The sequence below is a fragment of the Sphingomonas sp. BL-S-28 genome (assembly GCF_055521515.1).
Genome location: NZ_CM145483.1, coordinates 1,212,676 through 1,235,858 on the forward strand (window position 1 = coordinate 1,212,676; position 23,183 = coordinate 1,235,858).

General features: G+C 66.1%; 17 protein-coding genes and 1 riboswitch. Of the genes, 11 read left to right on the top strand and 6 right to left on the bottom strand.

Annotated features, from left to right (window positions below):
- Positions 1 to 59 precede the first annotated feature (59 nt).
- The 7 genes from ACZ1JC_RS05050 to ACZ1JC_RS05080 all read left to right on the top strand — a co-directional run bounded on the left by ACZ1JC_RS05050 (position 60) and on the right by ACZ1JC_RS05080 (position 10,016).
- Positions 60 to 1,268: a hypothetical protein gene (locus tag ACZ1JC_RS05050; protein ID WP_465139016.1), complete on the top strand. Its 1,209-nt coding sequence runs from the start codon at positions 60 to 62 to the stop codon at positions 1,266 to 1,268.
- Positions 1,265 to 2,335, top strand: a complete 1,071-nt coding sequence (locus ACZ1JC_RS05055) for a nucleotidyltransferase domain-containing protein (protein WP_465139015.1) — start codon at positions 1,265 to 1,267, stop codon at positions 2,333 to 2,335. Before ACZ1JC_RS05050 ends, ACZ1JC_RS05055 begins: the two co-directional genes overlap by 4 nt.
- A gap of 80 nt (positions 2,336 to 2,415) precedes the next feature.
- Positions 2,416 to 2,525, top strand: a riboswitch (TPP riboswitch).
- 31 nt (positions 2,526 to 2,556) lie between these two features.
- Entirely contained in the window at positions 2,557 to 4,845 is a 2,289-nt protein-coding gene (locus ACZ1JC_RS05060) for a TonB-dependent receptor (protein ID WP_465139014.1), read from the top strand.
- Between the two features lie 2 nt (positions 4,846 to 4,847).
- Entirely contained in the window at positions 4,848 to 5,990 is a 1,143-nt protein-coding gene (locus ACZ1JC_RS05065) for a phosphotransferase enzyme family protein (protein WP_465139013.1), read from the top strand.
- Complete coding sequence (gene pnuC, locus ACZ1JC_RS05070; protein ID WP_465139012.1) at positions 5,990 to 6,574, top strand: nicotinamide riboside transporter PnuC; 585 nt, start codon at positions 5,990 to 5,992, stop codon at positions 6,572 to 6,574. The genes ACZ1JC_RS05065 and pnuC overlap by 1 nt, the downstream gene beginning before the upstream one ends.
- Before the next feature lie 177 nt (positions 6,575 to 6,751).
- On the top strand, positions 6,752 to 7,633 hold the full coding sequence (locus ACZ1JC_RS05075) for a class I SAM-dependent methyltransferase (protein WP_465139011.1): 882 nt from the start codon (positions 6,752 to 6,754) through the stop codon (positions 7,631 to 7,633).
- 91 nt (positions 7,634 to 7,724) lie between these two features.
- Positions 7,725 to 10,016: an acyl-CoA dehydrogenase gene (locus ACZ1JC_RS05080; protein WP_465139010.1), complete on the top strand. Its 2,292-nt coding sequence runs from the start codon at positions 7,725 to 7,727 to the stop codon at positions 10,014 to 10,016.
- 156 nt (positions 10,017 to 10,172) lie between these two features.
- On the opposite strand, the gene ACZ1JC_RS05085 is transcribed toward ACZ1JC_RS05080, so the two are convergent.
- The 4 genes from ACZ1JC_RS05085 to ACZ1JC_RS05100 all read right to left on the bottom strand — a co-directional run bounded on the left by ACZ1JC_RS05085 (position 10,173) and on the right by ACZ1JC_RS05100 (position 16,764).
- Positions 10,173 to 10,760: a DUF4142 domain-containing protein gene (locus ACZ1JC_RS05085; protein ID WP_465139009.1), complete on the bottom strand. Its 588-nt coding sequence runs from the start codon at positions 10,758 to 10,760 to the stop codon at positions 10,173 to 10,175.
- An 82-nt stretch (positions 10,761 to 10,842) separates the two neighbouring features.
- Positions 10,843 to 12,258: an efflux transporter outer membrane subunit gene (locus ACZ1JC_RS05090; protein WP_465139008.1), complete on the bottom strand. Its 1,416-nt coding sequence runs from the start codon at positions 12,256 to 12,258 to the stop codon at positions 10,843 to 10,845.
- Between the two features lie 143 nt (positions 12,259 to 12,401).
- Positions 12,402 to 15,653: an efflux RND transporter permease subunit gene (locus ACZ1JC_RS05095; RefSeq protein ID WP_465139007.1), complete on the bottom strand. Its 3,252-nt coding sequence runs from the start codon at positions 15,651 to 15,653 to the stop codon at positions 12,402 to 12,404.
- 4 nt (positions 15,654 to 15,657) lie between these two features.
- Positions 15,658 to 16,764 carry an efflux RND transporter periplasmic adaptor subunit gene (locus ACZ1JC_RS05100; RefSeq protein WP_465140291.1) on the bottom strand — a complete coding sequence of 369 codons (1,107 nt, stop codon included), beginning with the start codon at positions 16,762 to 16,764 and terminating at the stop codon, positions 15,658 to 15,660.
- 193 nt (positions 16,765 to 16,957) lie between these two features.
- Between ACZ1JC_RS05100 and ACZ1JC_RS05105 the strand changes: the two genes are divergently transcribed.
- The 4 genes from ACZ1JC_RS05105 (at position 16,958) to ACZ1JC_RS05120 (ending at position 21,029) form a co-directional block, all read left to right on the top strand.
- The gene (locus ACZ1JC_RS05105; protein ID WP_465140290.1) at positions 16,958 to 17,704 is read left to right on the top strand and encodes a response regulator transcription factor; all 747 of its coding nucleotides are present in this window, start codon (positions 16,958 to 16,960) and stop codon (positions 17,702 to 17,704) included.
- Positions 17,701 to 19,104, top strand: a complete 1,404-nt coding sequence (locus ACZ1JC_RS05110; protein ID WP_465139006.1) for an ATP-binding protein — start codon at positions 17,701 to 17,703, stop codon at positions 19,102 to 19,104. Before ACZ1JC_RS05105 ends, ACZ1JC_RS05110 begins: the two co-directional genes overlap by 4 nt.
- Positions 19,105 to 19,207: 103 nt before the next feature.
- Positions 19,208 to 20,245, top strand: coding sequence for a dihydroorotase (pyrC, locus tag ACZ1JC_RS05115; protein WP_465139005.1), 1,038 nt, complete (start codon positions 19,208 to 19,210; stop codon positions 20,243 to 20,245).
- Between the two features lie 28 nt (positions 20,246 to 20,273).
- Positions 20,274 to 21,029: an isocitrate lyase/PEP mutase family protein gene (locus ACZ1JC_RS05120; RefSeq protein ID WP_465139004.1), complete on the top strand. Its 756-nt coding sequence runs from the start codon at positions 20,274 to 20,276 to the stop codon at positions 21,027 to 21,029.
- A 37-nt stretch (positions 21,030 to 21,066) separates the two neighbouring features.
- Here ACZ1JC_RS05120 and ACZ1JC_RS05125 read toward each other — a convergent pair whose 3' ends face one another.
- Both ACZ1JC_RS05125 and ACZ1JC_RS05130 read right to left on the bottom strand, forming a co-directional pair.
- Positions 21,067 to 22,071, bottom strand: a complete 1,005-nt coding sequence (locus ACZ1JC_RS05125; RefSeq protein WP_465139003.1) for an SMP-30/gluconolactonase/LRE family protein — start codon at positions 22,069 to 22,071, stop codon at positions 21,067 to 21,069.
- A 5-nt stretch (positions 22,072 to 22,076) separates the two neighbouring features.
- Complete coding sequence (locus ACZ1JC_RS05130; RefSeq protein ID WP_465139002.1) at positions 22,077 to 23,183, bottom strand: Gfo/Idh/MocA family protein; 1,107 nt, start codon at positions 23,181 to 23,183, stop codon at positions 22,077 to 22,079.

The window sequence follows — 23,183 nt, forward strand, 5'->3', positions numbered from 1 at the left end:
TGGCGGTGCGGGACGATCGATCGACAGATATCGCTCCGGCACCGCTCTTGGCGCGTGGCATGGCATCGGCGCAGAACGACGATGGCGCGCCTCGTCGCGGGGCCGTCGATGCAACACCCTCCAACCCGGCAAATCGAAAATCGGATCGATCATGGCAATTGGCGCCCGGCGTCAGTCTGATCGCCCTGCCGGGGCGAGAGGCACTGTTTTGCGAAGCGACGCAAGAGCTTTACGAGATCGATCCGCTGGGCGCCTTGGTGGTCCATGAGCTGACGGCGGGCGCCGCCCCGTTGAAAAACCTTGTCCAACTTTGCATCCGGCACGGCATGGACGCCGAACTGGCATCCGAAGCGATCCGGGCACGGCTGCGGCTGTGGTCCGGCGCCGGTCTGCTCGCCACCACCGTTCCCGAAGCCGATGACCCGGCAACCCGCCGTTTTCGCTTCGATCTGGCCGGCCGGCAAACGGAAGTGGCCATCGATCGCCAATGCGGCTCTATCGTTCTTCCGGTTCCCAGCCTGACGCGCGTGACGACCTCATCCGAACCCTGCTGGCATCTGCTGGGTGAGGGCCCGGCCGGACCGGCGGCGGAAATCACGGCGGAAATCACGATTGCGCGAATCGGACGCCCTGCCCGCATCGTCACGGCGGAACAGGCCGTGCCGACGCTGAAGGCACGGCTGGTGGAAGAGGCATTGGCCGGCTGCGGACGCATCGCCCTTCATGCCGCGTCGCTGGTCCGGCAGGGGCGCACGCTGTTGCTATGCGGCGATCCCGGCGCGGGCAAGAGCACGCTCTGCGTTGCGCTGACGGAAGCGGGATACGGCTATGCCGCCGATGACGTGACCCTGATCGATGCCGATGGCGCAGCACAGGGCCTGCCGTTCTTCCCGACGCTGAAAGCCGGCTCCTGGGATCTTGTACCGCATTGTCGCGCCGCCATCGCACAGGCGCCGGTGCATCGCCGGCTCGACGGCGCGCTCCTGCGTTATGTGCCGATGCCCAATCCGCAGACCGGCCGTTATCCGGTCGGCTGGATCGTTGTGCTGGACAGGCATGCCAAAGCGCGCGCCGAACTCACCCCCATCGATCCGATCACCGCACTTCAGACCCTGTTTCGCGGCGCCTATGCCCGCAAAGGGCGATCGAGCACCGCCGACGTTCGGATGATGAGCGAACTTGTCGCAGGCGCGCGATGCCTGCGGCTGACCTATTCCAGCTTGGCCGAAGCGGTCGAACTGCTTGATCGCGCCGGATCGGCAGGATGACGGTACAGATCGGCGTGCGCGCGCTCGCCGCCGCGCTGGATGGCAGAATCGGCGGTCCGGATGGGGACGACTGGGAACGGCTGATCGGCCAAGCCAACCGGACGATGACGATTGCCAGCCTCGGCGCCCGCCTGACGCCGATGAACCGCGACGTTCCCGAGGATGCCCGGGCCTATCTGACCTGCGTGGTGGAGGCGAACCGGGAACGCAACCGGCGGCTGATGGCGATGCTGGAAGAAGTGCTGGACCTGCTTGCCCAGATCGGCGTCACACCGATCCTGCTGAAAGGCGCGGCGCTACTGGTCTCGCTGGGCGAACCTGCCATGCAGGGGCGCATCATGGGCGATCTGGACCTGATGCTTCCCTCCGGCGCGAGCCGCAAGGCGCGCAACCGGTTGATGGATCACGGCTTCCACGTCTACGCCGACAGCGGGCAGGAAGATGCGCCCATCGTCCTGTTTCGCGACAGCGACGTCGGCATGATCGACCTTCACGGCCGCATGAAGGGTAGCAATCCCCGCTTCGACTATGCCTTGCTGGCGCCGCATTGCCGGCCCGTGCGGATCGGCGGCAAGCAGGCGCTTCTGCCCTCGCCCGCCGCCCAGGCTGCCTTGCTCACATCGCACGACCAGCTTCAGGAACTGGATTACTGGCGCGGCCTGATCGACATGCGCCACCTCCACGATCTGGCGCTACTGGCCCGATCGGAGCACGGGATAGACTGGCAGGTCCTCGATAGCCTGTTCATCACGCGGCAGGCGCAGCGGGCGCTTCGCACCCAGTTGCTGGCGTTGAAGACCCTGTTCGGCGTGCCCGTCCCGCGCCGATTCTGCAGCGGGGTGTGGCCGCGCCTCCAGCATCGCCGCCAATTGCTGCAGGCCGATCGGCCCCGGCTGCGCTGGCCGCTGACGCTGGCCACGCTGGCGGTGGAATGGCCGCGCGGGGTTCGCGAAGACTTCCCCTCCGCCCGCCAGGAACGCCGGCATTTCATGCCCGCGTCGCTGCTTCGCGGCGGCAGCATGGCGCGCAAGGCCGTCCGCTCCCCCGGTCCCGGCAAGTTCTGCTGAACGCCGCTTTCACAAATCGGCCATAAATCGGCAGGGCGCTCGCGATAGGGCTTTTCACACGTCATCCGACAGCCTAAACGGCCGCTACCCCGGGGGGCCGCTTACGCGCGGCTGAGAGGTGGTCAGCAGACCACGACCCGCTGAACCTGATCCGGTTGACACCGGCGTAGGGAGGGCCGGCGGCAGATCCGTTGTCCCTCCAGTGGAGTGGACGCGTTAGAATGCCTTTCAAGTACGGATATCTGAGCGGCGCCATGCTGGTGCCGGCCCTGCTCGCCGGATGGGCGACGACGGCCCTTGCCGATGACGCCGCGCCTGCCGATATCAAGGTGATTGGCCATCCCGATCCCGAAGGTCTGCTGCCGGACCAGACCGCACCCAAGGCGGTCAGCGCCATTTCCAGCGATTTCATCGTCAAGCAGGCGCCGACGCTGAACGCCTTCCAGCTGGTGAACCTGCTGCCCGGCGCGAACGTTTCCACCAGCGATCCCTATGGTCTGTCGACCAGTTCCAGCCTGACCCTGCGCGGATTGGGGCAGGACCAGATCGGCGTGCTGATGGAAGGCGCGCCGCAGAACGACATCGGTTACTACTACGCCTACCCCTCGCAATTCGCCGATGCCGAGAATGTTCGGCAGGTCACACTGGCGCAAGGCGCGGCGGATATCGAGGCGCCGGTGGTGGCGGCCGCAGGCGGCCTGCTCTCGCTCTCGCTGGACGATCCCAAGGCCGCGATGGGCGGCCTCGTCAATCTCTCGCTGGGCTCCTACAACGAACGGCGCGCCTTCGTGCGGTTCGATACCGGCACCATCGGGAAGACCGGGCTGAAGGCCTTCGTCTCCTATTCCAACAACCGCGCGGACAACTGGCGCGGCGCGGGCTTCGATACGCGCCAGCACGTCGATGCAAAGCTGCTGAACGAGTGGGGCGACGGCAACCGCGCCAGCATCGCGGTCTCGTTCAACCAGGCCAAGACCTCCACCTACCCCAGCCCCACGCTGGCGGACTGGCAGGCCTATGGCCGCGGCTTCAATTACGACAAGCATTATACCGAGGGTGACCTCAATTACTGGCGGCTCTATCGCGCGCCGTTCCGCAACGTCTACATGGCCGCGCCGCTGCACCTGAAGCTGAACGACCGGCTCTCCTTCGACAGCACCGGCTACCTGCAGTTCGGATACGGCAATGCCCCCTATGCCACGCAGCTGACCGAAACCGGCAACTTCCTCGGCACTGAGGAACTGACCCAGCCGATCGCCCTGCCGGGTGCGGTGGACGGCGTGGCGACAGTTTTGGGCAACTGGACCGGCAAGCAGATGCGCGTGGGTGACGTCAGCAAGCTGACCCTGCAAGCCGGCGCACACCGGATCACCGCCGGGCTCTGGTTCGATTACGGCACCGACCGCGTCACCCAGTCCTACACCTCGATCGACGCGGACGGCCACCCGGTCGACCAGTGGGGGCACCAGAGCCAGGCGATCCAAACCGCCGACGGCCGCTTGCTCGCCTATGAAAATGCGCGCACCGAAACGGTGACCAAGGGCTTCTTCCTGGCCGACTGCATTCAGGTGACGCCGCGCCTTGGCATCGATCTGGGCTTCAAGGGCGTGGACGTCCTGCGCAACGGCCGCAATTACCTGCCCGGCCCGCAATCGACCGTGCGCAGCAGCAGCTTCGCCGCCCTCCCCCGCGCGGCGGCGCATTACCAGTTGGACGACCGCCAGCAGGTCTTCGCCAACGTGACCACCAACTTCCGCACGCCGAACGAGTTCGCGCTCTACAACAGCTATTACGGCGGCGAGGTGGTCAGCCAGGGGGCGGACAATCTCAAGAACGAATATTCGGTCTCGGAGGAACTGGGCTATCGCTATATCGGCCCCAGCCTGTCGTTCTCGCTGACCGCGTTCCACTACCACTTCCGCAACCGTCAGGTGGCGACAGTGATCGACAGCGGCGGCGCGCTGGTCAATTCCACCGTCAATGCCGGCAGCCAGACCTCCTACGGCCTGGACGGAGAGATCGACTATCGCCCGGCGAAGGGCGTCAGCGTCTATCTCTCCGGCGAATACCTGCACACGCGCCAAGGCGACGATCTGGCCATCGGCGACGACTACCTGCCGACCAAGGGCAAACGCGCGGTGGCCAGCCCGAAAGTGCAGTTCGCCTTGGGTAGCACTTATGACGATGGCCGCCTGTTCGGCAGCACCGCGCTGAAATACGTAGGCCGCCAATATGCCACGTTCATGAATGACGAGAGCATCAAGGGCTATGCCACGCTGGACCTGTCGGTGGGCGTGCACCTTGCCGGGCTGATCGATGCGCAGCGGATGGACCTGCGGCTCAATGCCATCAACGTCACCAACCCGCACGTGCTGTCCGGCGTGCAGGCGATCAGCAGCAATGCGCTGGATACGGTGGGCCGGGGCGGCACGGTGATCGCCGGCTCCGCACCGACGTATTATGTGGGAAGCGGGCGCGCCTTCGTGGTGTCGCTCAGCCGGGCCTTCTGACGATGAGCGGCACGGCGCCAGATCTTGCCTCGCATTTCGTGCACGGCATGGGCACGGCGCTGGAAGCGCCGGTCTGGCCGGCGATCACGACGGCAGAGGCAGAGATGGTGCTGGCCCGGTTCCCGGCTGCGAGCGCTCTGACAGGGCTGCGCTGGCATTCCCCGCGCCCGTTCTCGGCCGCGACGCTGGTGGAGACGGACCGCGGCGCGTTCTTTCTGAAGCGCCACCACCGCCGCCTGCGTAGCCTCGCCGCGCTGGCGGAGGAACATGCGTTCATGGCGCACTTGCGCGCGGCAGGGTTGGCGGTGCCCGATGTCCTGACCGCAACCGATGGAACCTGCGCCATCGCCAGCGGCGAATGGAGCTACGAACTGCACAGCCGCGCGCCGGGCAGCGATCTCTACCGCGACCGGCAATCGTGGACGCCGTTCCTCTCGCAAGGCCATGCCCATGAAGCGGGCGTCGCGCTGGCGCGGCTGCACCGGGCCGCCCGCGACTTCGCGGCGCCCGCGCGCGGGAACCATCCGCTTGTCTCCAGCCTCACCATCCTGCCCGCCCGCGACCCGCTGGCGGCGGCGGCAGCCTACGTGGCGGCCCGGCCGGCGCTGGCCGGTTTTCTGGCGGACAAGAACTGGCGCGGCGAACTGACCCGGCTGTTCGCAGCTCTGGGCGAAGGGCTTTCGGACCTGCTGGCAACCCAGCCGCCGCTCTGGACACATAACGACTGGCATCCGTCCAACCTGCTGTGGTCGCCCGAAGGCACGGTGAGCGCAGTGTTCGACTTCGGACTGGCGACCCGAACCTGCGCGCTGCACGATATTGCGACTGCCATCGAGCGAACCGCCATTCCCTGGCTGGAAATGGACGCCGGCCCGCCCGATGCCGAAGCCGCACTGGCCCTGCTTGCCGGGTACCGGACCATTCTGCCGCTGACCGCTGCGGATATCGAGGGTGTGATCCGCCTGCTGCCGCTGGTGCACATCGAATTCGCACTGTCCGAAGCCGATTACTTCGCCGGCATCCTTGCCGATCCCGATCAGGCGATGATGGCCTGGCAGGATTACCTGATCGACCATGCCGACTGGTTCCTCTCCCCGCCCGGGCAGGCCTTTCTGCAAGACCTCAAGAACGGAGAGCAGGCCTGATGTCGGCGCTCGAAATCATCGCCGTGATCGTCAGCTTCGCGGGGATCTGGCTGACGGCGAAGCGCCGGTTGCTGTGCTGGCCGGTGAACCTTCTGGCCTGCGCGCTTTACTTCAAGCTGTTTCTGGACGTGCGGCTCTATTCGGACATGGTGCTGCAGGCGCTGTTCGGCATTGCCATCGTCTACGGCTGGATCGTCTGGGCGCGGGGGAAGGACCAGACCGGCGAGGTCCTGGTCAGCCCCCTGTCCCCCACGAAGGCATGGCTGGGGCTGGCGACAGGCGCGATCGGCGCAATCGCCATCGGCTGGTTCACCAGCCACTATACTGACGCGGCGCTGCCGTGGATGGACTCGGGGCTCAGCAGCTTCAGCCTTGTCGCCCAATATTGGACGGCCCGGCGCCACGCGGCCAACTGGCTGCTCTGGATTGCGGTGGACGTTCTCTACGTCGGGATGTTCGTGTTCAAGGGCCTGTGGCTGACGGCCGGGCTCTACGCCGCGATGGTGGGGCTGGCGGTGCTGGGCTACGTCCGCTGGCGGCAGGCGGCGCTGTCCGAGACGGCAGGATACGCCGGCGCGGCCTGACGATGCCCCCAATGGCATAAGCGGGCCGCCCCATTGCAAGCCGATCGGCAGGTCCCTCAGGTCCTTAGAAGCCAGAGGGGCAACCGGCCCGGTAGTTATCCCGGATTAACCCTCAATAGCGTTGCCTCACCGCCCGCCATCCGGGCGACTATGGCGGCAGTTATCGGGAGGAGGCCGATGCTCGAGGGTGCCAATGCCGAGCTGTTTTCCGAACTGATCGTCACCTGCGATGGAATGCTGTCCCCGCAAGTCTATGCCCGGGTTTACGAGACCGCGCAGCGCGGCGGGGTGATCGTGGAAGTGGGCACGGCGCTGGGCGCGGCCACGGTGGCGCTGGCGCTGGGCCTGCGCAATTCCGGAAAACCGGGGCATGTGTTCACTTTCGATCCGATGACCGGCGGCCCCCGGCGATCGATCAAGACGGCGGAACAGCGCATCGCCCGGATCGAGAAAAGCCTTGCCCATTACGGCGTGGCGGACCGCGTCACCATAACGCCGCAAGATCTGGTCAGCGGCGTGGACGCGCTGCCCGCGGGCGAGGACGTGTCCGTCCTGATGCTGGACGCGGATGGCCGGATCGACCGCGACCTGCATGTCCTGCACGGGCGCTGCGCCGCGGACTGTGCGATGATCATCGATGACGTGGCGGACCGGGTACGCGTGAAGCGCCGGGGCGCAACCTACCGGATCGACAGCAAGATGCGGCTGTCATGGCTGCTGACGAACATGCTGATCTCGTCAGGCAAGCTGAGCAGCGGCCAGCGGCTGGTAGACACCTATTTCGGCGAACTGACTGGCGACCCCGCGCGGATCATCGACCCGGGCGATGCTCTGGCGGTCTATCGGCAACTGGTGTTCCAGTCGGCATCGGCCAACCGGATCCAGCGGCTTCGCTCGCGCATGCTCGAATGGGGACAGGATCTGGCCCCGGACCTCGCTGCGCGGTGCCGCCGCGTCTATCGTCATGTGAAGTACGGCCCCGCGCAGGGCGAACCGCAAGCGCAGGACGACGAGGCGCCGGAGGACGAGGTCAGGCGCCCGGTCGCAAGCTATCACTGATCGCGAGCTACCATTGATCGCGCGAGCCCGATGATGCGGGAGCAATTCGGCGGGCGCAGGCGTTGTTGGGGCAGGAAAAGGAGCCTGTCCGATGTCGCTTGCCGCCGACTTTGCCACCACCGCCCGCCGCGAGATCCTTACCCGGCCGGTCCTCTCGCTCGTGCAATCGGCGCTGCCCGCGCTGTCCGCCACGGAGAACGAGGCGATCGACGCGGGCAACACCTGGTGGGATGCCGCGCTGTTCACCGGCAACCCGGACTGGGACCAGCTGCTCGCCGTCCCTCCCGCAGCATTGACCGAAGAGGAGCGCGCCTTTCTGGACGGCCCGGTCGACACGCTCTGCGCGATGATCGACGATTGGCGAATGACCTGGGAAACCCGCGATCTGCCGCCGGAAGCCTGGGACTTCCTGAAGCGGGAGAAGTTCTTCGGCATCATCATTCCCAAGGAACACGGCGGTCTGGGCTTTTCCAACTTCGCGCATAGCGAGATCGTGCGGAAAATCGCCACGCGCTCGGTCTCCACGGCGGTGACGGCCATGGTGCCCAATTCGCTGGGGCCGGGCGAACTGATCCTGCGCTTCGGCACGCAGGAACAACAGCAATACTGGCTGCCCCGCCTCGCCGACGGGCGCGAGGTGCCGGCGTTCGGGCTCACCAGCGCGGAAGCGGGGTCCGACGCGGCCGCCATGATCGACGAAGGCGTGGTCTGCCACGGCGAATGGGATGGAGAGCAAGTGCTGGGCATCCGCCTCAACTGGCACAAGCGCTACATCACGCTGGGCCCGGTGGCGACGATCCTGGGTCTGGCCTTCAAACTGCAAGATCCCGATCACCTGCTGGGCGGAGAGGACGATATCGGCATCACCGTGGCGCTGGTGCCCACCGACTTGCCCGGTGTCACCATCGGCCGTCGGCACATCCCTTCCATGCAGACATTCCAGAACGGCCCGAACGAAGGGCACGACGTCTTCATCCCGCTGAACAATGTGATCGGCGGACCGGACCGGGTAGGCCAGGGCTGGAAGATGCTGATGAGCGCACTGGCGGCCGGGCGCGGCATCTCCTTGCCCTCGCTCTCGGCAGCGGCGGCGGCTTTTGCCACGCATACCACCGGTGCCTATGCGCGGGTGCGGTCGCAATTCAACCTGCCCATCGGCAAGTTCGAAGGCATTCAGGAACGCCTCGCCCGGATCGCGGGCAATGCCTATCTGCTGGACGGGGCGCGGCGCCTGACTTGCGCGGGGCTGGATCAGGGCAACCATCCGGCGGTGATTTCCTCGATCCTCAAGCTCCACGCTACCGAGCGCATGCGCGTGGTCATCAACGACGCGATGGACGTCCACGGCGGCAAGGCGATCATAGAGGGGCCGCGCAACTATCTGGGCAACCAGTACCGCGCGATCCCGGTGGGCATCACCGTGGAAGGCGCCAATATCCTCACCCGCAGCCTGATGGTCTTCGGCCAGGGCGCAATCCGGTCGCACCCTTACCTGTTGCAGGAAATCCGCGCCGTGGGCGAGGCCGATCGCAGCCGGGCTCTGGCCAATTTCGATCAGGTGCTGTGGAAGCACATCGGCCATGCGCTGAAAACCGCCATCCGCGCCTTCGTCCGGAGTTGGAGCGGCGGCATCTTCGCCCCCGCGCCAAAGGCCGATGGGCGGACGAACCGGAACGCAAAACGGGTGGCCCGCTATTACCGGCAGATGAGCCGCTATGCCGCCGCCTTCGCCTTCGTGTCCGACATCTCGTTCCTGACGCTGGGCGGCGAATTGAAGCGGCGCGAACTGCTCTCCGCGCGGCTGGGAGACGTACTTTCCGAACTCTACCTGCTGTCCGGCGCACTCAAGCGCTGGGAGGATGAAGGGCAGCTGGATGACGATCTGCCGCTTCTGGCCTGGTGCATGGAAAGCGGCTTCGCCACCATCGAGCAGCGCTTTTCGGAGATCATCGCCAATTTCCCCGCGCGCCCGGTCGGCTGGATGCTGCGATTGTTCATCCAGCCCTTCGGCCGCCGCCGCAATGGCCCGTCCGACCGCACGATCCGCCAGTGCGCGGACATCATCCTGGACCCCTGCCCCGCGCGCGACCGTCTGGTGGAGAACGTCTATATCGGCGGCGCGGACGAGGCGGTGGGCCGTCTGACCGACGCATTCCTGCAGACGGTGGCGACCCAGCCGGTCCATGACCGCCTGCGCAAGGCGCGCATTCGCGATCTGGACAAGGCACACGCGCAAGGCCTGATCACCGACGAAGAACTCGCGAGCCTGCGTGCCGCCGATGCGGCGGTGGCCGACGTGATCGCCGTCGATGACTTTGCGGCGGAGGACCTCGATCGCACCGCGCAGGACGGCACAAACCGCATCGCCGAACCCGCCGACTAGAGCATTTTCTAATCAGGTGGAACCACCTGATGACTCGGAAAATGCGCCAAACCAAAAGCTTAGGGCAGTCGGGTCGACTGCTCTAAGCGTGGAGGCATGAGAAAAGGCGCATGGCCACCGGCCATGCGCCTTGTCACTCGCTTGCGTGAGAGGCCCTTAGAGAGCCTTAGCCATGTTCAGGTGCGCCGTGACCGTGGGGATCAGCGACTTCGCGAAATCCTTGAGCGGGGCCGCGGCATCGGTGCTGGCGGCGTAAGCCTTCAACGCATCAAGCGTCGCCTGATGCCCATCGACTTGCGCCTTGGCATAGGCCTTGTCGAAATCGGCGCCCTTCAGGTCCTTCAGCGCGTCCAGCGCCTGCTGCTGCGCGTCGCTCAGATCGGCGTCCGGGGTGATCGAGGGGGACATCTTGCCGGTCACCAGCTTCAGCTTTTCGGTGGACTGGGTATGCGCATCGATCATCTTGGTGGCAAAACGCTTCACTGCCGCAGACTGGCTGTTGGCAATGGCCAGCTTGGACGTCTCGATCTCGAAAGCGTCGCTCGCGGCCGCCGTGTTGACGAAGGTCTGCGCCGGATCCAGCGTGGCGTCCGCTACAGGGGTTTCGGCGCCCGGCATCATGTCCGGTGCCATCGGTGTGGCCGGCGCGGTCGTCGCCGTCTCGTTAGCAGCAGGAGCCTCCTTCTTGCAGCCGGCCAGAGCCAGCGCCGCGAACGAGACAGTCCAAAGTACCTGAAGCCTCATGTTGTATTCCTCTTCCAGTCCATTGCTGTTTCGTGAACCGATATCCCCGCCTTGCGTTCCCGCGATGCTTCATTCTGTTCCGTCAACCGCCCGTCGCGACCGGTTCGGCCGGATTCCCCAGCGTCTCGTCCGCGCCGATCGCGCTGTAGACGGTGACCCGGTTGGTCAGATCGGCCAGGATCGTCGCTATCCGCGTCTGCTGGTAGGCATAGAGCGAACGCTGGGCGACAAGCGCGTTGAGGTAAGTGTCCGTCCCCGCCCGATATTGCGCATCGGCAAGGTCGTAGCTCTTTTGCGCCGCCGTCACCAAGCGGTCCTGCGCGGTGCGCTGATCGGTGATGGTGCCGCGCCGGGCCAACGCGTCGGCCACGTCCTTGAAGGCCGATTGCACCGCCGCGCGGTAGGTGGCGAGGTAGTATTCGCGCTGCGCCTTGGCGTATTCCAGATTGCCCTTGTTGGTGCCGCCCAGGATCGGCACGCTCGCGCTGGCGGTGCCGCTGGCAAGTGTCGCGCCGCCGGTGAACAGGTTGCCCAGCGCGGTGCTGGCGAGGCCGAGGGCGCTGGTCAGCGAGATCGTCGGGAAGAATGCCGCGCGGGCCGCGCCGATCTGGGCATATGTGCCCTTCAGTTGGTGTTCGGCCTCCACCACGTCCGGACGGCGCAGCAGCACTTCGGACGACAGCCCGGCCGGAACCTGTCCGATGCGTGCATCCAGTTCGGCCAGCGATGCAGGCAGCAGCGCATCCTCCACCGATCCGCCGACCAGCAGTTCCAGCGCATTGCGATCCTGCGCCACCAATGTCGTCTGGGCGGCGACATCGGAATTGGCCTGCTCCAGCACGGTCTCGGCAGAGGCGAGGTCGCCGGCGGCGGCAAGGCCGGATTTGAGCAAGCTTTGCGTCAGTTGGACCGAGCGCTGGCCGCTGGCGCGGGTCTGCTCTGCAAGCGTCAGCAGGTCCCGATCGGACGCCAGCGTGACGTAGGCCGTCGCGACATTGGCCACGAGCGTCAGTCGGGCGGAGCGATAGCCGGATTCGGTCGAAAGATACGTCTCCAGCGCCTCGCGGCTCTGGTTCTTCACGCGGCCGAACAGATCGAGTTCGAAGGAACTGAATCCGACATTGGCATCATAAGTCTGGCTGTCCGCCTGCGAGGTCTTGAGGCCGCGCGTGCCCACGGCGCTCGCCGTCCCCGCCAGCGTCGGCAACTGGTACGACCGCTCCACATGATACTGCGCCCGCGCCGACGCGACATTGGCCAGACTGGCCTGGAGGTTCTGATTGTTCGCCAGCGCCCGCTCGATCACCGTCTGCAGGCGCGGATCGGCGAACAGCGTGCGCCAGGGCATCCCGGCCTCTCGGGCTTCGGCCCGCGCATAGGCCGCGCCTTGCGGCCACTGCGCCGGGGCGGCGGCCTCAGGCTGGATGTACTTGGGCGCCAGATTGCAGCCGGTCAGGGCGGTCGCGGCAATAAGGAGCGGGATCAGGGTGCGGCGCATCGGCATGGTCCTCGATGAAGGTGCCCGGAGCCCCGATCGATGGCGGATCGGCGGGGCCCCGGGCTTCACCGGCGCGGGAGGGTGCGATATTCTCCGGGCCGGTGAATGGGGGTCAAAGGCGGGCTGGCGGCAGCGGCTACCGGTCAGGCCTCTCCTTCGGATGGGGTGCCCGGAACTTCGGCATGCGACCCTTGCCGCAGGTCCCGGGCAGCGTCGTCGTCACCTCCTCGGTGGAAGAGCTTGGCAACGACGACGAAGAACATAGGCACGTAGAAGATCGCCAGCGCCGTCGCGGTCAGCATGCCGCCCAGCACGGCGGTGCCGATGGCGATACGGCCCTGCGCGCCCGCGCCGGTGGCCACGGCGAGCGGGACGACGCCGGCCATGAAGGCGATCGAGGTCATCATGATCGGCCGCAGGCGCACGCGCGCCGCCTCCAGCGCGGCGTGGAGCATGTCGCGCCCGTCGCGCCACGATTGCTCGGCGAATTCGACGATCAGGATGGCGTTCTTGGCAGCAAGGCCGATGGTGGTGAGCAGGCCGACCTGGAAGTAGATATCGTTTTCGAGCCCACGCACGGCCACCGCGATCACCGCGCCGATCACGCCCAGCGGGATCACCAGCAGCACCGCCAGCGGCACCGACCAGCTTTCGTAGAGCGCGGCAAGGCACAGGAACACGACCGCGATGGACAGCGCATAGAGATAGACCGCCTGCCCGCTGGACTGGTTCTGCTGGTAGGACAGGTCGCTCCAGGCATAGCTGGTGCCGGGCGCGATCTTCTGTTGCAGCGCCACCATCTCCTGCATCGCATCGCCCGAGCTGTAGCCCGAACCGGCATCGCCCTGGATCGTGTAGGACGATCGCCCGTTGAAGCGCGAAAGGCTGTTCGGCCCGGTTTCCCAGCCCATCGTCGTGAAGGCGGAGAAGGGAACCATCTTGCTGGTACCATCCGCATTGGTGCCTGCGGTGGAGCGGACGAACCACTTGTCCAGATCGCTGGGCAACATGCGTGCTTCTGCCTCACCCTGCACATAGACCTTCTTCACGCGGCCACGGTCGATGAAGTCGTTCACGTACGTGCCGCCCCAGGCGGTGCTGAGCGTATCGGTCGCATTGGCAACGGACAGGCCGAGCACGGAGAGCTTGGCATCGTCGAAGTGGACGTCGAACTGCGGCGTATCCGGCAGGGTGGAGGCGCGGACCTGCGAAAGCTTGGGGTCCTGATTGGCCGCGGCGATCAGCTTGTCCCGCAGGGCGACGAATTTTGCGCGGTCCATGTTGGTGGAATTGAGCAGCTGGAACGTGAAACCGTTCGACTGGCCAAGACCCTGGATCGAAGGTGGCGTCATCACGAAGACCTGCGCATCGCGGATCTTCGACAGCTTGGCCATGATCCGCCCGGTGATGGCATTGGCGCTCTTGCTGGAATCCTTGCGCTCATCGAACGGGGCGAGATTGGCGAAACCCATGCCCGCGTTCTGGCCGGAGCCGTTGAAGCTGAAACCGCCGACGGTGAAGCGGATCGGCACATTGCTGCCTTCGGACTGGAAAGCCTGCTCGATCTGCGCGCGCACTTTGTCGGTCCGTTCGGAGGTGGCGCCGGCGGGAAGCTGGTACACGACCATGACCTGCCCCTGATCCTCGGTCGGCAGGAAGCCGGTAGGCAGGCGCGTGAAGATCACGACGAGGGCGACGATCACCAGTCCATAGACCACCAGCCAGACGCGGCGGCGGGCGATCAGCTTCTCTGTCGTATCGACATAGCGGCCGGTCATGCGGTCGAACCAGCGGTTGAAGCCGCCGAAGCCACCGTCCAATCGGTGCTGCAGGCGCGACATCGCGCCGCGCAGGCCGGTTGCGGGCGCCTGCGCATGGTCCGCCTCGTCACGCGCCTTCAGCAGCGTGGAGCAGAGTGCGGGCGAAAGCACCAGCGCGGTCAGCACCGAAAGCGCCATGGCCGAAACGATGGTGATCGAGAACTGGCGATAGATCACGCCGGTCGAGCCGCCGAAGAAAGCCATTGGCAGCAGCACCGCCGACAGCACCAGCGCGATGCCGACAAGCGCAGAACCGATCTCGTCCATCGATCGTATCGTGGCGCGATAGGGGCTCAGCCCCTCCTCGTGCATCACGCGTTCGACATTTTCGACCACGACGATGGCGTCGTCGACCAGCAGGCCGATGGCCAGAACCATGGCGAACAGCGTCAGCGTATTGATGGAATATCCCAACAGCGCCAGGATGCCGAAAGTGCCCAGCAAGACCACCGGCACGGCAATCGCCGGCACCAGCGTGGCGCGCCAGCTTTGCAGGAAGGCGTACATCACCAGCACGACCAGCACGATGGCGATGACCAGCGTCTCGATCACTTCATGGATCGACAGCTTCACGAAGTCGCTGGTGTCGCGCGGGTAGGCGATCTTGTAGCCCTGCGGCAGGTCCTGCGACAGTTCGGCCACGCGCGCCTTCACGGCGGCCACGGTCTTCAGCGCATCCGCGCCGGAGGCCAGTTCGATGCCGATGCCCGCCCCCGGATGCCCGTTCATGCGGGCGGACATCATGTAGCTTTCCTGCCCCATCTCCACCTGGGCGACGTCGGACAGACGGACGACCGAACCGTCGGTAAGCGTCTTGACTACGATCTGGCGGAACTGGTCGGCAGTCTGCAGGCGCGACTTGGCCTTGACCACGGCATTGAGCATCTGCCCCTTCACCAGCGGCTCCGCACCCAACTGGCCGGCCGAAAGGTCCACGTTCTGCGCCGTGATCGCGCTTTCCACGTCGGAGGGGATCAACTGGCGCGCCATCAGCTTGGCGGGATCCAGCCAGATCCGCATCGCATATTGCGAACCCAGCACGCGCACGCCGCCCACGCCGTTCACGCGGGCCAGATCGTCCTGGAAGTTGGAGACGAGGTAGTCGGCAACGTCGCTGTCGGTGGTCTTGTCGCTTTCGTCATAGAGCGCGACGACCAGCAACATGTCGGAACTGGACTTGGTGACCGTCAGCCCCTGCTGCTGGACTTGGGTGGGCAGGCGCGAATTGGCCTGCTGCACCTTGTTCTGCACTTGCACTTGCGCAACGTCGGGGTCAGTCCCCTTGGCGAAAGTCGCGGTGACGGAGGCCGAGCCCGAACTGTCCGAACTCGACGAGAAGTAGAGCAGGTTGTCGATGCCGGTCAGTTGCTGTTCGATCACCTGGGTGACCGAGTTTTCCAGCGTCTGCGCCGAAGCGCCCGGATAGGTGGCGCTGACAGTGACGGACGGCGGCGCAACATCGGGATATTGCGCGACGGGAAGGCTCATGATCCCGGCAATGCCGGCCATCATGACGATAATGGCGATGACCCAGGCGAAGATCGGCCGGTCGATGAAATAGCGGCTGAGGTTCATCGGATCAGTCGCCCAGCTTCACGGTGACGGCCTTGACCTTGGCGCCGGCATGCGCCTTGTCCGTGCCCTCCACGATCAGGCGGTCACCGGCCTGCAGGCCACTGGTGATCAGCCACTTGTCGCCGATCGCCTGCCCGGTGGTGACCTTGCGCTGCTCCACTTTGCCTTCGGCATTGACCACCAGCGCGGTGCCGTTGCCCTTGGCATCGCGCGAGATGCCCTGCTGCGGGGCAAGAATGCCGTTCTGCATTACGCCCTGCGGCGCATCGACCTTCACGAACATGCCCGGCAGCAGCAGGCCATCGGGATTGGGGAAGCGCGCGCGGATGGTCACCGTGCCCGCTTCGGGATCGACACTGACCTCGCTGAATTCGATGGTGCCCTCGCTCGGATACTTCGTCCCGTCCTCCAGCGTGAGGGAGACCTTGGTGCTGCCCGGCAGGATGCTGCCCTTGGCCAGCGCGCTGCGCAGCCGCAGCAGATCGGCGGAAGACTGCGTGATGTCCACGAAGATCGGATCGAGCTGCTGGATCGTCGCCATCGCATCGGTCTGGCTGGCGGTGACGAGCGCGCCCTTGGTGACCGAGGAACGCCCGATGCGTCCCGTGATCGGCGCCAACACGCGGGTGAATTCAAGGCTCACCGCATCGCTGCGGCTGCTGGCCTGGTACTGGTGGACGGCGGCCTGCGCGGCGCGCGCGGCGGCGATGGTCTCGTCCTTGTCCTGCGCGCTCACCGCCTCGCTGTCGCCCAGCGTGCGATAGCGCCGGGCCTTGGCCTCGGCGCTGTAGAGCGTGGCCTGCGCATTCTCCAACTGCGCGCGCGAGGTATCGAGCGAGGCGCGATAGAGGCGCGGATCGATCTGGTAGAGCGGCTGCCCCGCGTGAACCAGCGATCCTTCCTCGAACAGGCGGGACTGGATGATGCCGGCCACCTGCGGGCGCACTTCGGCAACCATGGTGGCGGCGGTACGTCCTGAAAGCGTGGTGGAAACGGTCACCGGCTCCGCCTTGAGCGTCACGATGCCGACTTCGACGTCCATCTGCGGCATGGCGGGTTTCTGGCCGCAACCACCAAGGCTCAACGTGGCCAGCGCCAGCGCGGATGCCATGGCGAGATGTTGGAAGGGTTGGCGCAAGCGGGGGGCTCCTGTGCACGATTGCAGGTTTGGGACGTGCAATTGTGCGCCGCAGCGCGGATCGGCAATGAACGGTGCGTATCGTCAAGTTGCCGGCGGTAGCCTATTGTTTCATCGTGTATCGGCAGGGCAGACTTCACCGGGCAGCGCGTTTATGGCCTCTTTCATGATCCCGCAGAGCGATGCGCCCGAAGGCCGCATCATCGTCCTGGAGGACGATCCCGATATTCGCGAACTGATCGCCGCGCAGCTTTCGCGCGAACCGCAGCGCGTGGATTCGGTCGGCTCCGTGGCCGAACTGCGCCGCAGCCTTGAAGGCGGTCCGGTGGACCTGCTGATCCTGGACCTGAACCTGCCGGATGGCGACGGGCTGGACATCTGCCGCGACTTGCGCGCCGCCGGGCATCAGGGCGCAATCATGATGGTCACCGCCCGCGAAGGCCCGATCGACCGCGTGTTGGGGCTGGAACTGGGCGCCGACGACTATCTCACCAAACCCTTCGAGCCGCGCGAACTGCTGGCGCGCGTGCGCAACCTGCTGCGCCGATCCCGTGTGTTCGACGGCCCGCAAGGGCAAGCCGGTGCACGCCCTCGCCTTGCGCGCTTCGCGCGTGTCGGACCATGGCGGCTGGACCTGCACCAGCGCCGGCTGGTGACCGATGACGAGCGGCTGGTCATGCTCTCCTCTGCCGAATATCGCCTGCTCTCCCGCTTCATAGAGGCGCCCAACCAGGTGCTCTCGCGCGAGGAACTGCTGCCCGAACGCAGCGCCACGGTCGCCTTCGATCGCTCCATCGACATCCAGATCAGCCGGTTGCGCCATAAACTCGCCAGCGTGCCGGGCGGTGACGAACTGATCCTGACGGTGCGCAGCGAAGGCTATGTCCTGCCCGGCCCCGTCGCTTTCGAATGATAGCTGCTGAACCCGCAAAGCGCAGTTTCCTGCGGCGCCTGCGCGATTATCCGCGCTCGCTGGCCGGGCGGCTGACGCTGGTGCTGTCGCTGGGCATGGCGATTTCCGCGCTGCTGGCGCTGCAGGCTTCCGACAGCCTGCGGCACTCCATGTTCCGCAAGGAACAGGTCGCCGCCGCGCTGCGCAGTGCCGAGGATATCGCCCACCGCTTCGAAAGGCAGCCCGAACAGACCGACCGCCTGCTGTCGCGCGGCGTGATCCTGGGCGCGCATGATGCCAATCCGGCATGGCGGATGACCGCGCCGGACCCCGCCTTTTCGCAAAGCCTTTCCGAACGGCTCGGCCGCCCGGCCCGCGTCATGCCGCTGCTGAATGGAGAGTGCTTCGCGCAGCTCACGCGCTATCCGCACGCGGCCGGCATGAACACCGATCCGCTGCCGGATTGCTGGTTCATCGAAGTGGCCCGCCCCGGAAGCGCGGACTTGCGCTATGTCGTCGATCTCTGGCCCGATCGCGGGTGGGATCGGCACCGCATCGGCCCGCCCTATCTGGAACTGATCATCATCGCCGGCGCCCTGCTGGGCCTGCTCGCGGCCAGCCTTGCCACCGCCCCGCTGCGCCGCATGGAACGCGCGGCCCGCGCCTTTTCGCTGATCGGGGAGTTCAAACCGATCCCGGTCAAGGGCCCCAGTGAAGTGCGCGCCGCGCTGGAAACCTTCAATCTGGCTCAGGAACGCGTGCGCGAAGGCTTGCGAGAGCGGACCCAGATCCTCGCCTCCGTCACCCACGATCTGCAGACCCCCCTCACCCGGCTGCGCCTGCGGCTGGAACAGGTGGAGGACGAGGATCTGCGCGAGCGACTGGTGGCCGATCTGGCGATCACCCAGCAGATGGTGCGCGACGGGCTGGACCTTGCCCGCAGCAGCGAGATCCGTGAGCCCTGGGCGGTGCTGGACATCGATTCCATCCTCTCCAGCATTGCCGAGGATGCGTCCGAATTCGGCCACCGCGTCGCCTTCGTGCGCGGCTGCGGGGCGGAGGCGCGGGTGAAACCCAATGCCCTGGCCCGCGCGCTGGGCAATCTGGTGGACAATGCCCTGAAATACGGCGGCAGCGCGGAACTCAGCTGTCTGCGCGAAGGCGATGATCTGGTGATCCGCGTGGCGGACCGAGGGCCGGGGCTTCCCGAAGACGAATTGCCGCTGGCCATGCAGCCATTCCGCCGGCTTTCATCCAGCAAGGGCAATGGCACCGGCATCGGCCTTGCCATCGCGCTGGCGCAAGTGGGCACGTTCGGCGCCACGCTCCAGCTCCGCAATGCACCGCAGGGCGGGCTGCTGGCGGAAATCCGCATTCCCGGCAGCGCCATTCGGAGCAGGGACGAGGGCTACACCGGATAGGCACCGCGCATCGTTTGCCATGCAACGCTGCAACGGATGCGGGTCCGCAATTTTGCCAAGCACGGCATCGACGGGGCGCATTCTGGCCGCTAGAGCGGCTGACATGACTGCACAGATCACGATCCGCCGCCCCGACGATTGGCATGTCCACCTTCGCGATGGCGCGATGCTGAAAGCCGTTGTCGGCCACACCGCGCGCCAGTTCGCGCGGGCCATCGTGATGCCCAACTTGACGCCGCCCGTCACCACCGTCGCCGGCGCAGAGGCCTATCGCCAGCGAATCGTCGATGCCCTGCCGGAAGGTTCGGACTTCACGCCGCTGATGACCTGCTATCTGACCGACGGCGCCGATCCGGCGGAAATCGAGCGCGGCTATGAGCAGGGCGTGTTTGCCGCCTGCAAGCTCTATCCCGCCCACGCCACCACCAATTCCGCGCACGGCGTCACCGATATCCGCAAGCTGACCGGCGTGCTAGAAACCATGCAGCGGATCGGCATGCCGCTGCTGGTCCACGGTGAAGTCACCAGCCGCGAAGTCGACATCTTCGACCGTGAGGCCGTGTTCATCGACACCATCCTGACGCCGCTGGTGGCGGACATGCCGGAACTCAAGATCGTGCTGGAACATATCACCACCGCCGAAGCGGCCGAGTTCGTGGCGGCCAGCGGCCCCAAGATTGCGGCAACGATCACGCCGCAGCACCTGATCATCAACCGCAACGCGATGTTCGATGGCGGCATCCGTCCCCATGCCTATTGCCTGCCCGTCGCCAAGCGCGAACAGCACCGGCTTGCCGTGCGCAAGGCGGCCGTTTCGGGATCGCCCAAGTTCTTCCTCGGCACCGACAGCGCGCCGCACGAAGTGCATCGCAAGGAATCGGCCTGCGGCTGCGCCGGCATCTTCAACGCGCCTTTCGCGCTGGAAAGCTATGCCCAGGTGTTCGAGGACGAAGGTGTTCTGGACCGTCTGGAAGGCTTCGCGTCCGAGCATGGCCCCAATTTCTACGGCCTGCCGCTGAACGAAGGCACGGTAACGCTGACGCGCGAAGATGTGACCGTGCCCGATACGATGGGCGAAGGCGATCTTCGCGTGGTTCCCTATCACGCCGGCGAAACGCTGCGGTGGCGCTTCGCGGGCTGAACGCTCGCAAGTTTGGAAGGAGACGAGGATGGATCAGAAGGCACGCGCGGCCAGCTTTGCCGCAATGCATGAACGGCCTGGACATCCTCTGGTCCTGACCAACGTGTGGGATGCCGGCAGCGCCAAGGCCGTGGCGGGGGCAGGCGCGGAAGCCATCGCGACCAGCAGCTGGGCCATTGCCGCATCGCTCGGCCACGCCGATGGAGAGCTGCTGACGTTCGACACGCTCGCCGCGACTGTCAGCCAGATCGTCGCCACCGTTTCCGCGCCGGTCACGGTGGACTTCGAACGCGGCTACGCGGAAACGGCGGAGCTTGCGGCCGACAATCTTGAGCGGATGCTGGAGACGGGCATCGTCGGCATCAATGTGGAGGACGGCCTTGCCGGCACCACCGAATGCCGCCCCGCCGCCGATCAGGCCCAGCGCATCGCCGCCCTGCGGAACCGCGCGGAAGCACGCGGCGTGCCGCTGTTCATCAATGCGCGCACCGACTTCTTCCTGAACAGCGACGGCGCAGAGCACCCCGGCTTCATCGCGGAAGCCAAGAACCGCGCGCGCGACTACAAGGCCGCTGGCGCATCCGGCCTGTTCGTGCCGGGGCTGATGGACGCCGCATTGATCACCGATCTCTGCGCTGCCGTGGACTTGCCGGTCAACATCATGGTCACCGACCTGACGGCGTCACTGGAGCCCTTCGTGCAGGCCGGCGTGCGCCGCGTGAGTCGCGGGCCGGCGCCCTATCTCGCCGCCATGGCCCATTTGGCGGGCATCGCGCAGGGCTGATCCGCGCCGCTGGCACGGTCAGCCCTTTCGCGGCGGATCATACCAGCGGAACTGCGGCCACACTGTCGGAAGACGTCAGGAACAGCATCTTGCCGTTCTGCCCCAGCGCGGAATTCGAAACGGCCTTGCCTGTCTCCACCACGCCCAGCACCTGCCCGTCGGGCGTGCAGATATGAATCCCGCCGGGGCCGGTGGCGAAGACGTGGCCGGCGCGGTCCACCTTCATCCCGTCCGGCAGGCCCAGACGCCCTTCGGCCAGCTCTGCGCGCAAGTCCAGGAACCGGCGCCGATCAGTGGGCATGCCGTTCGCGTCGAGGGTATAGGCCAGAACTTCGGGCTGGGCCTCGTCCGACAGCGAGAGATAGAGCGTGCGCCCATCGGGCGACAGCGCAACGCCGTTGGGCCGGCGATGATCGCGGTCCAGCACTGTAACCTTGCCGTCGGGCGAGAGGCGGTAGAGGCCGCACCACGCCACTTCGCGCAGCGCGGAATCGTCGCCTTCGGCCAGCCCATAAGTCGGATCGGTGAAGTAGATCGCGCCCGATGCGGCGATCGAAAGGTCGTTGGGGCTGTTGAAGCGCTTGCCCTCGTACCGATCCACCAGCGTTTCGCGGCGGCGCGTGGCAAGATCAATCCGCACCAGCGCGCGCGATCCGCTATCCGCCGCGATCAACGCGCCGTGGGCGTCCAGTGCCAGACCGTTGAGGCCGGGCTCCCGAATGCTGGCAGGAACCGGCGTTTGCAGGCCGGATGGGCGCAGAAAGACTTCCGCCCCCTTGCGCGCGCTCCAGCGATGCACGGTGTTGGCGGGCGGATCGGTGAACAGCAGGCAATTGCCATGCGGAACCCACACCGGGCCCTCGGTCCACTGGAAGCCGGTGGCGAGCCGGCGGATTTGCGCGCCGGGCGCGATGACTTTGTCCAGACCGGGATCGAGGCGGCGGACATTGCCGAAACTGGCCTCCTTCGCCGCCAGCAGCGGCGCTGCGTCCAGCATGGACGCGGCGGCCATTCCCGCCAGAAGACTGCGACGATTCATCATGTCCCTCACCCCAATTCCGTCAATGCAACGTGGCGGCGTTCCGCCATCGCGCGATAGATCGCTTCGATAATCCGCATGTCCTTCAGGCCTTCCTCACCGGCGACGATCGGCGTCGCGCCGGTCTGGATGCATTCGGCCAGATGGTCCAGCTGTGCCGCGAACTGGTTGCGCGCGGGCGGCGGCAGCACTCTGGGCGCGGTGGTGCCGTCCTTGTTGATCGTCATCGCCTGCCCCGCATAGGGCGTGGCCGGCTCCAGCGCGATCCAGCCTTGCGTGCCGGTGACGCGGTAGCCGTTGTGCGCGGAGCTATAGCTGGAAATGCAATTGGCCTGGATGCCGGAGGGGAAGCGCAGGACGAAGCTGACCCTGTCCTCCACCTCGCGAAACCGTGGGTCGGAGCGGTCTGTCGATTCCACCGCGCTCACCTCTATGGGCTCCTCGCCGGTAAGATAGCGGGCGGCATTCAGGCTGTAGATGCCGATGTCCATCATCGAGCCGCCGCCGGACATGGCGCGCTGCAACCGCCACTGGCCCGGCTGGATGGAGAACCCATGCTCTGCGGTAACGAGGCGCGTCGGGCCGACATGGCCGCCGCGCGCCAGTTCGATCGCCAGCCGGTTGTAAGGCTCGAACCGCGATCGATAGCCGATCATCAGCTTGGTCCCCGCCTTCCGGCAGGCGGCGATCATCGCCTGACATTCGGCCACCGAAGTCGCCATGGGCTTTTCGCACATGACATGCTTGCCAGCGCGGGCCGCGCGAACCGTATATTCGGCGTGAAGGCTGTTGGGCAGCACGATGTAGACGGCGTCGATATCCGGATTGTCGCGGATGCGATCGAAATCGGCGTAGCTGTAGCGATGCGATGGCGGGATGCCGTATTGCGCGCCGTACTGTTCCAGCTTCGCCGGCGTGCCGCTGACGAGGGCGACCAGACGGGAATGCTCGCACCCTGCGAAGTTCGGCATGATCTGCCGCGTGGCGTAGTAGCCAAGGCCGACCACGGCATAGCCGATCTTGCGCGGTGCCGCGATGGCCGGGGGCACCCGCAAGCCTGCCGCCATCACCAGCCCTGCCCCCATGCCGCCCAGAACCTCTCGCCGCGATCCCAT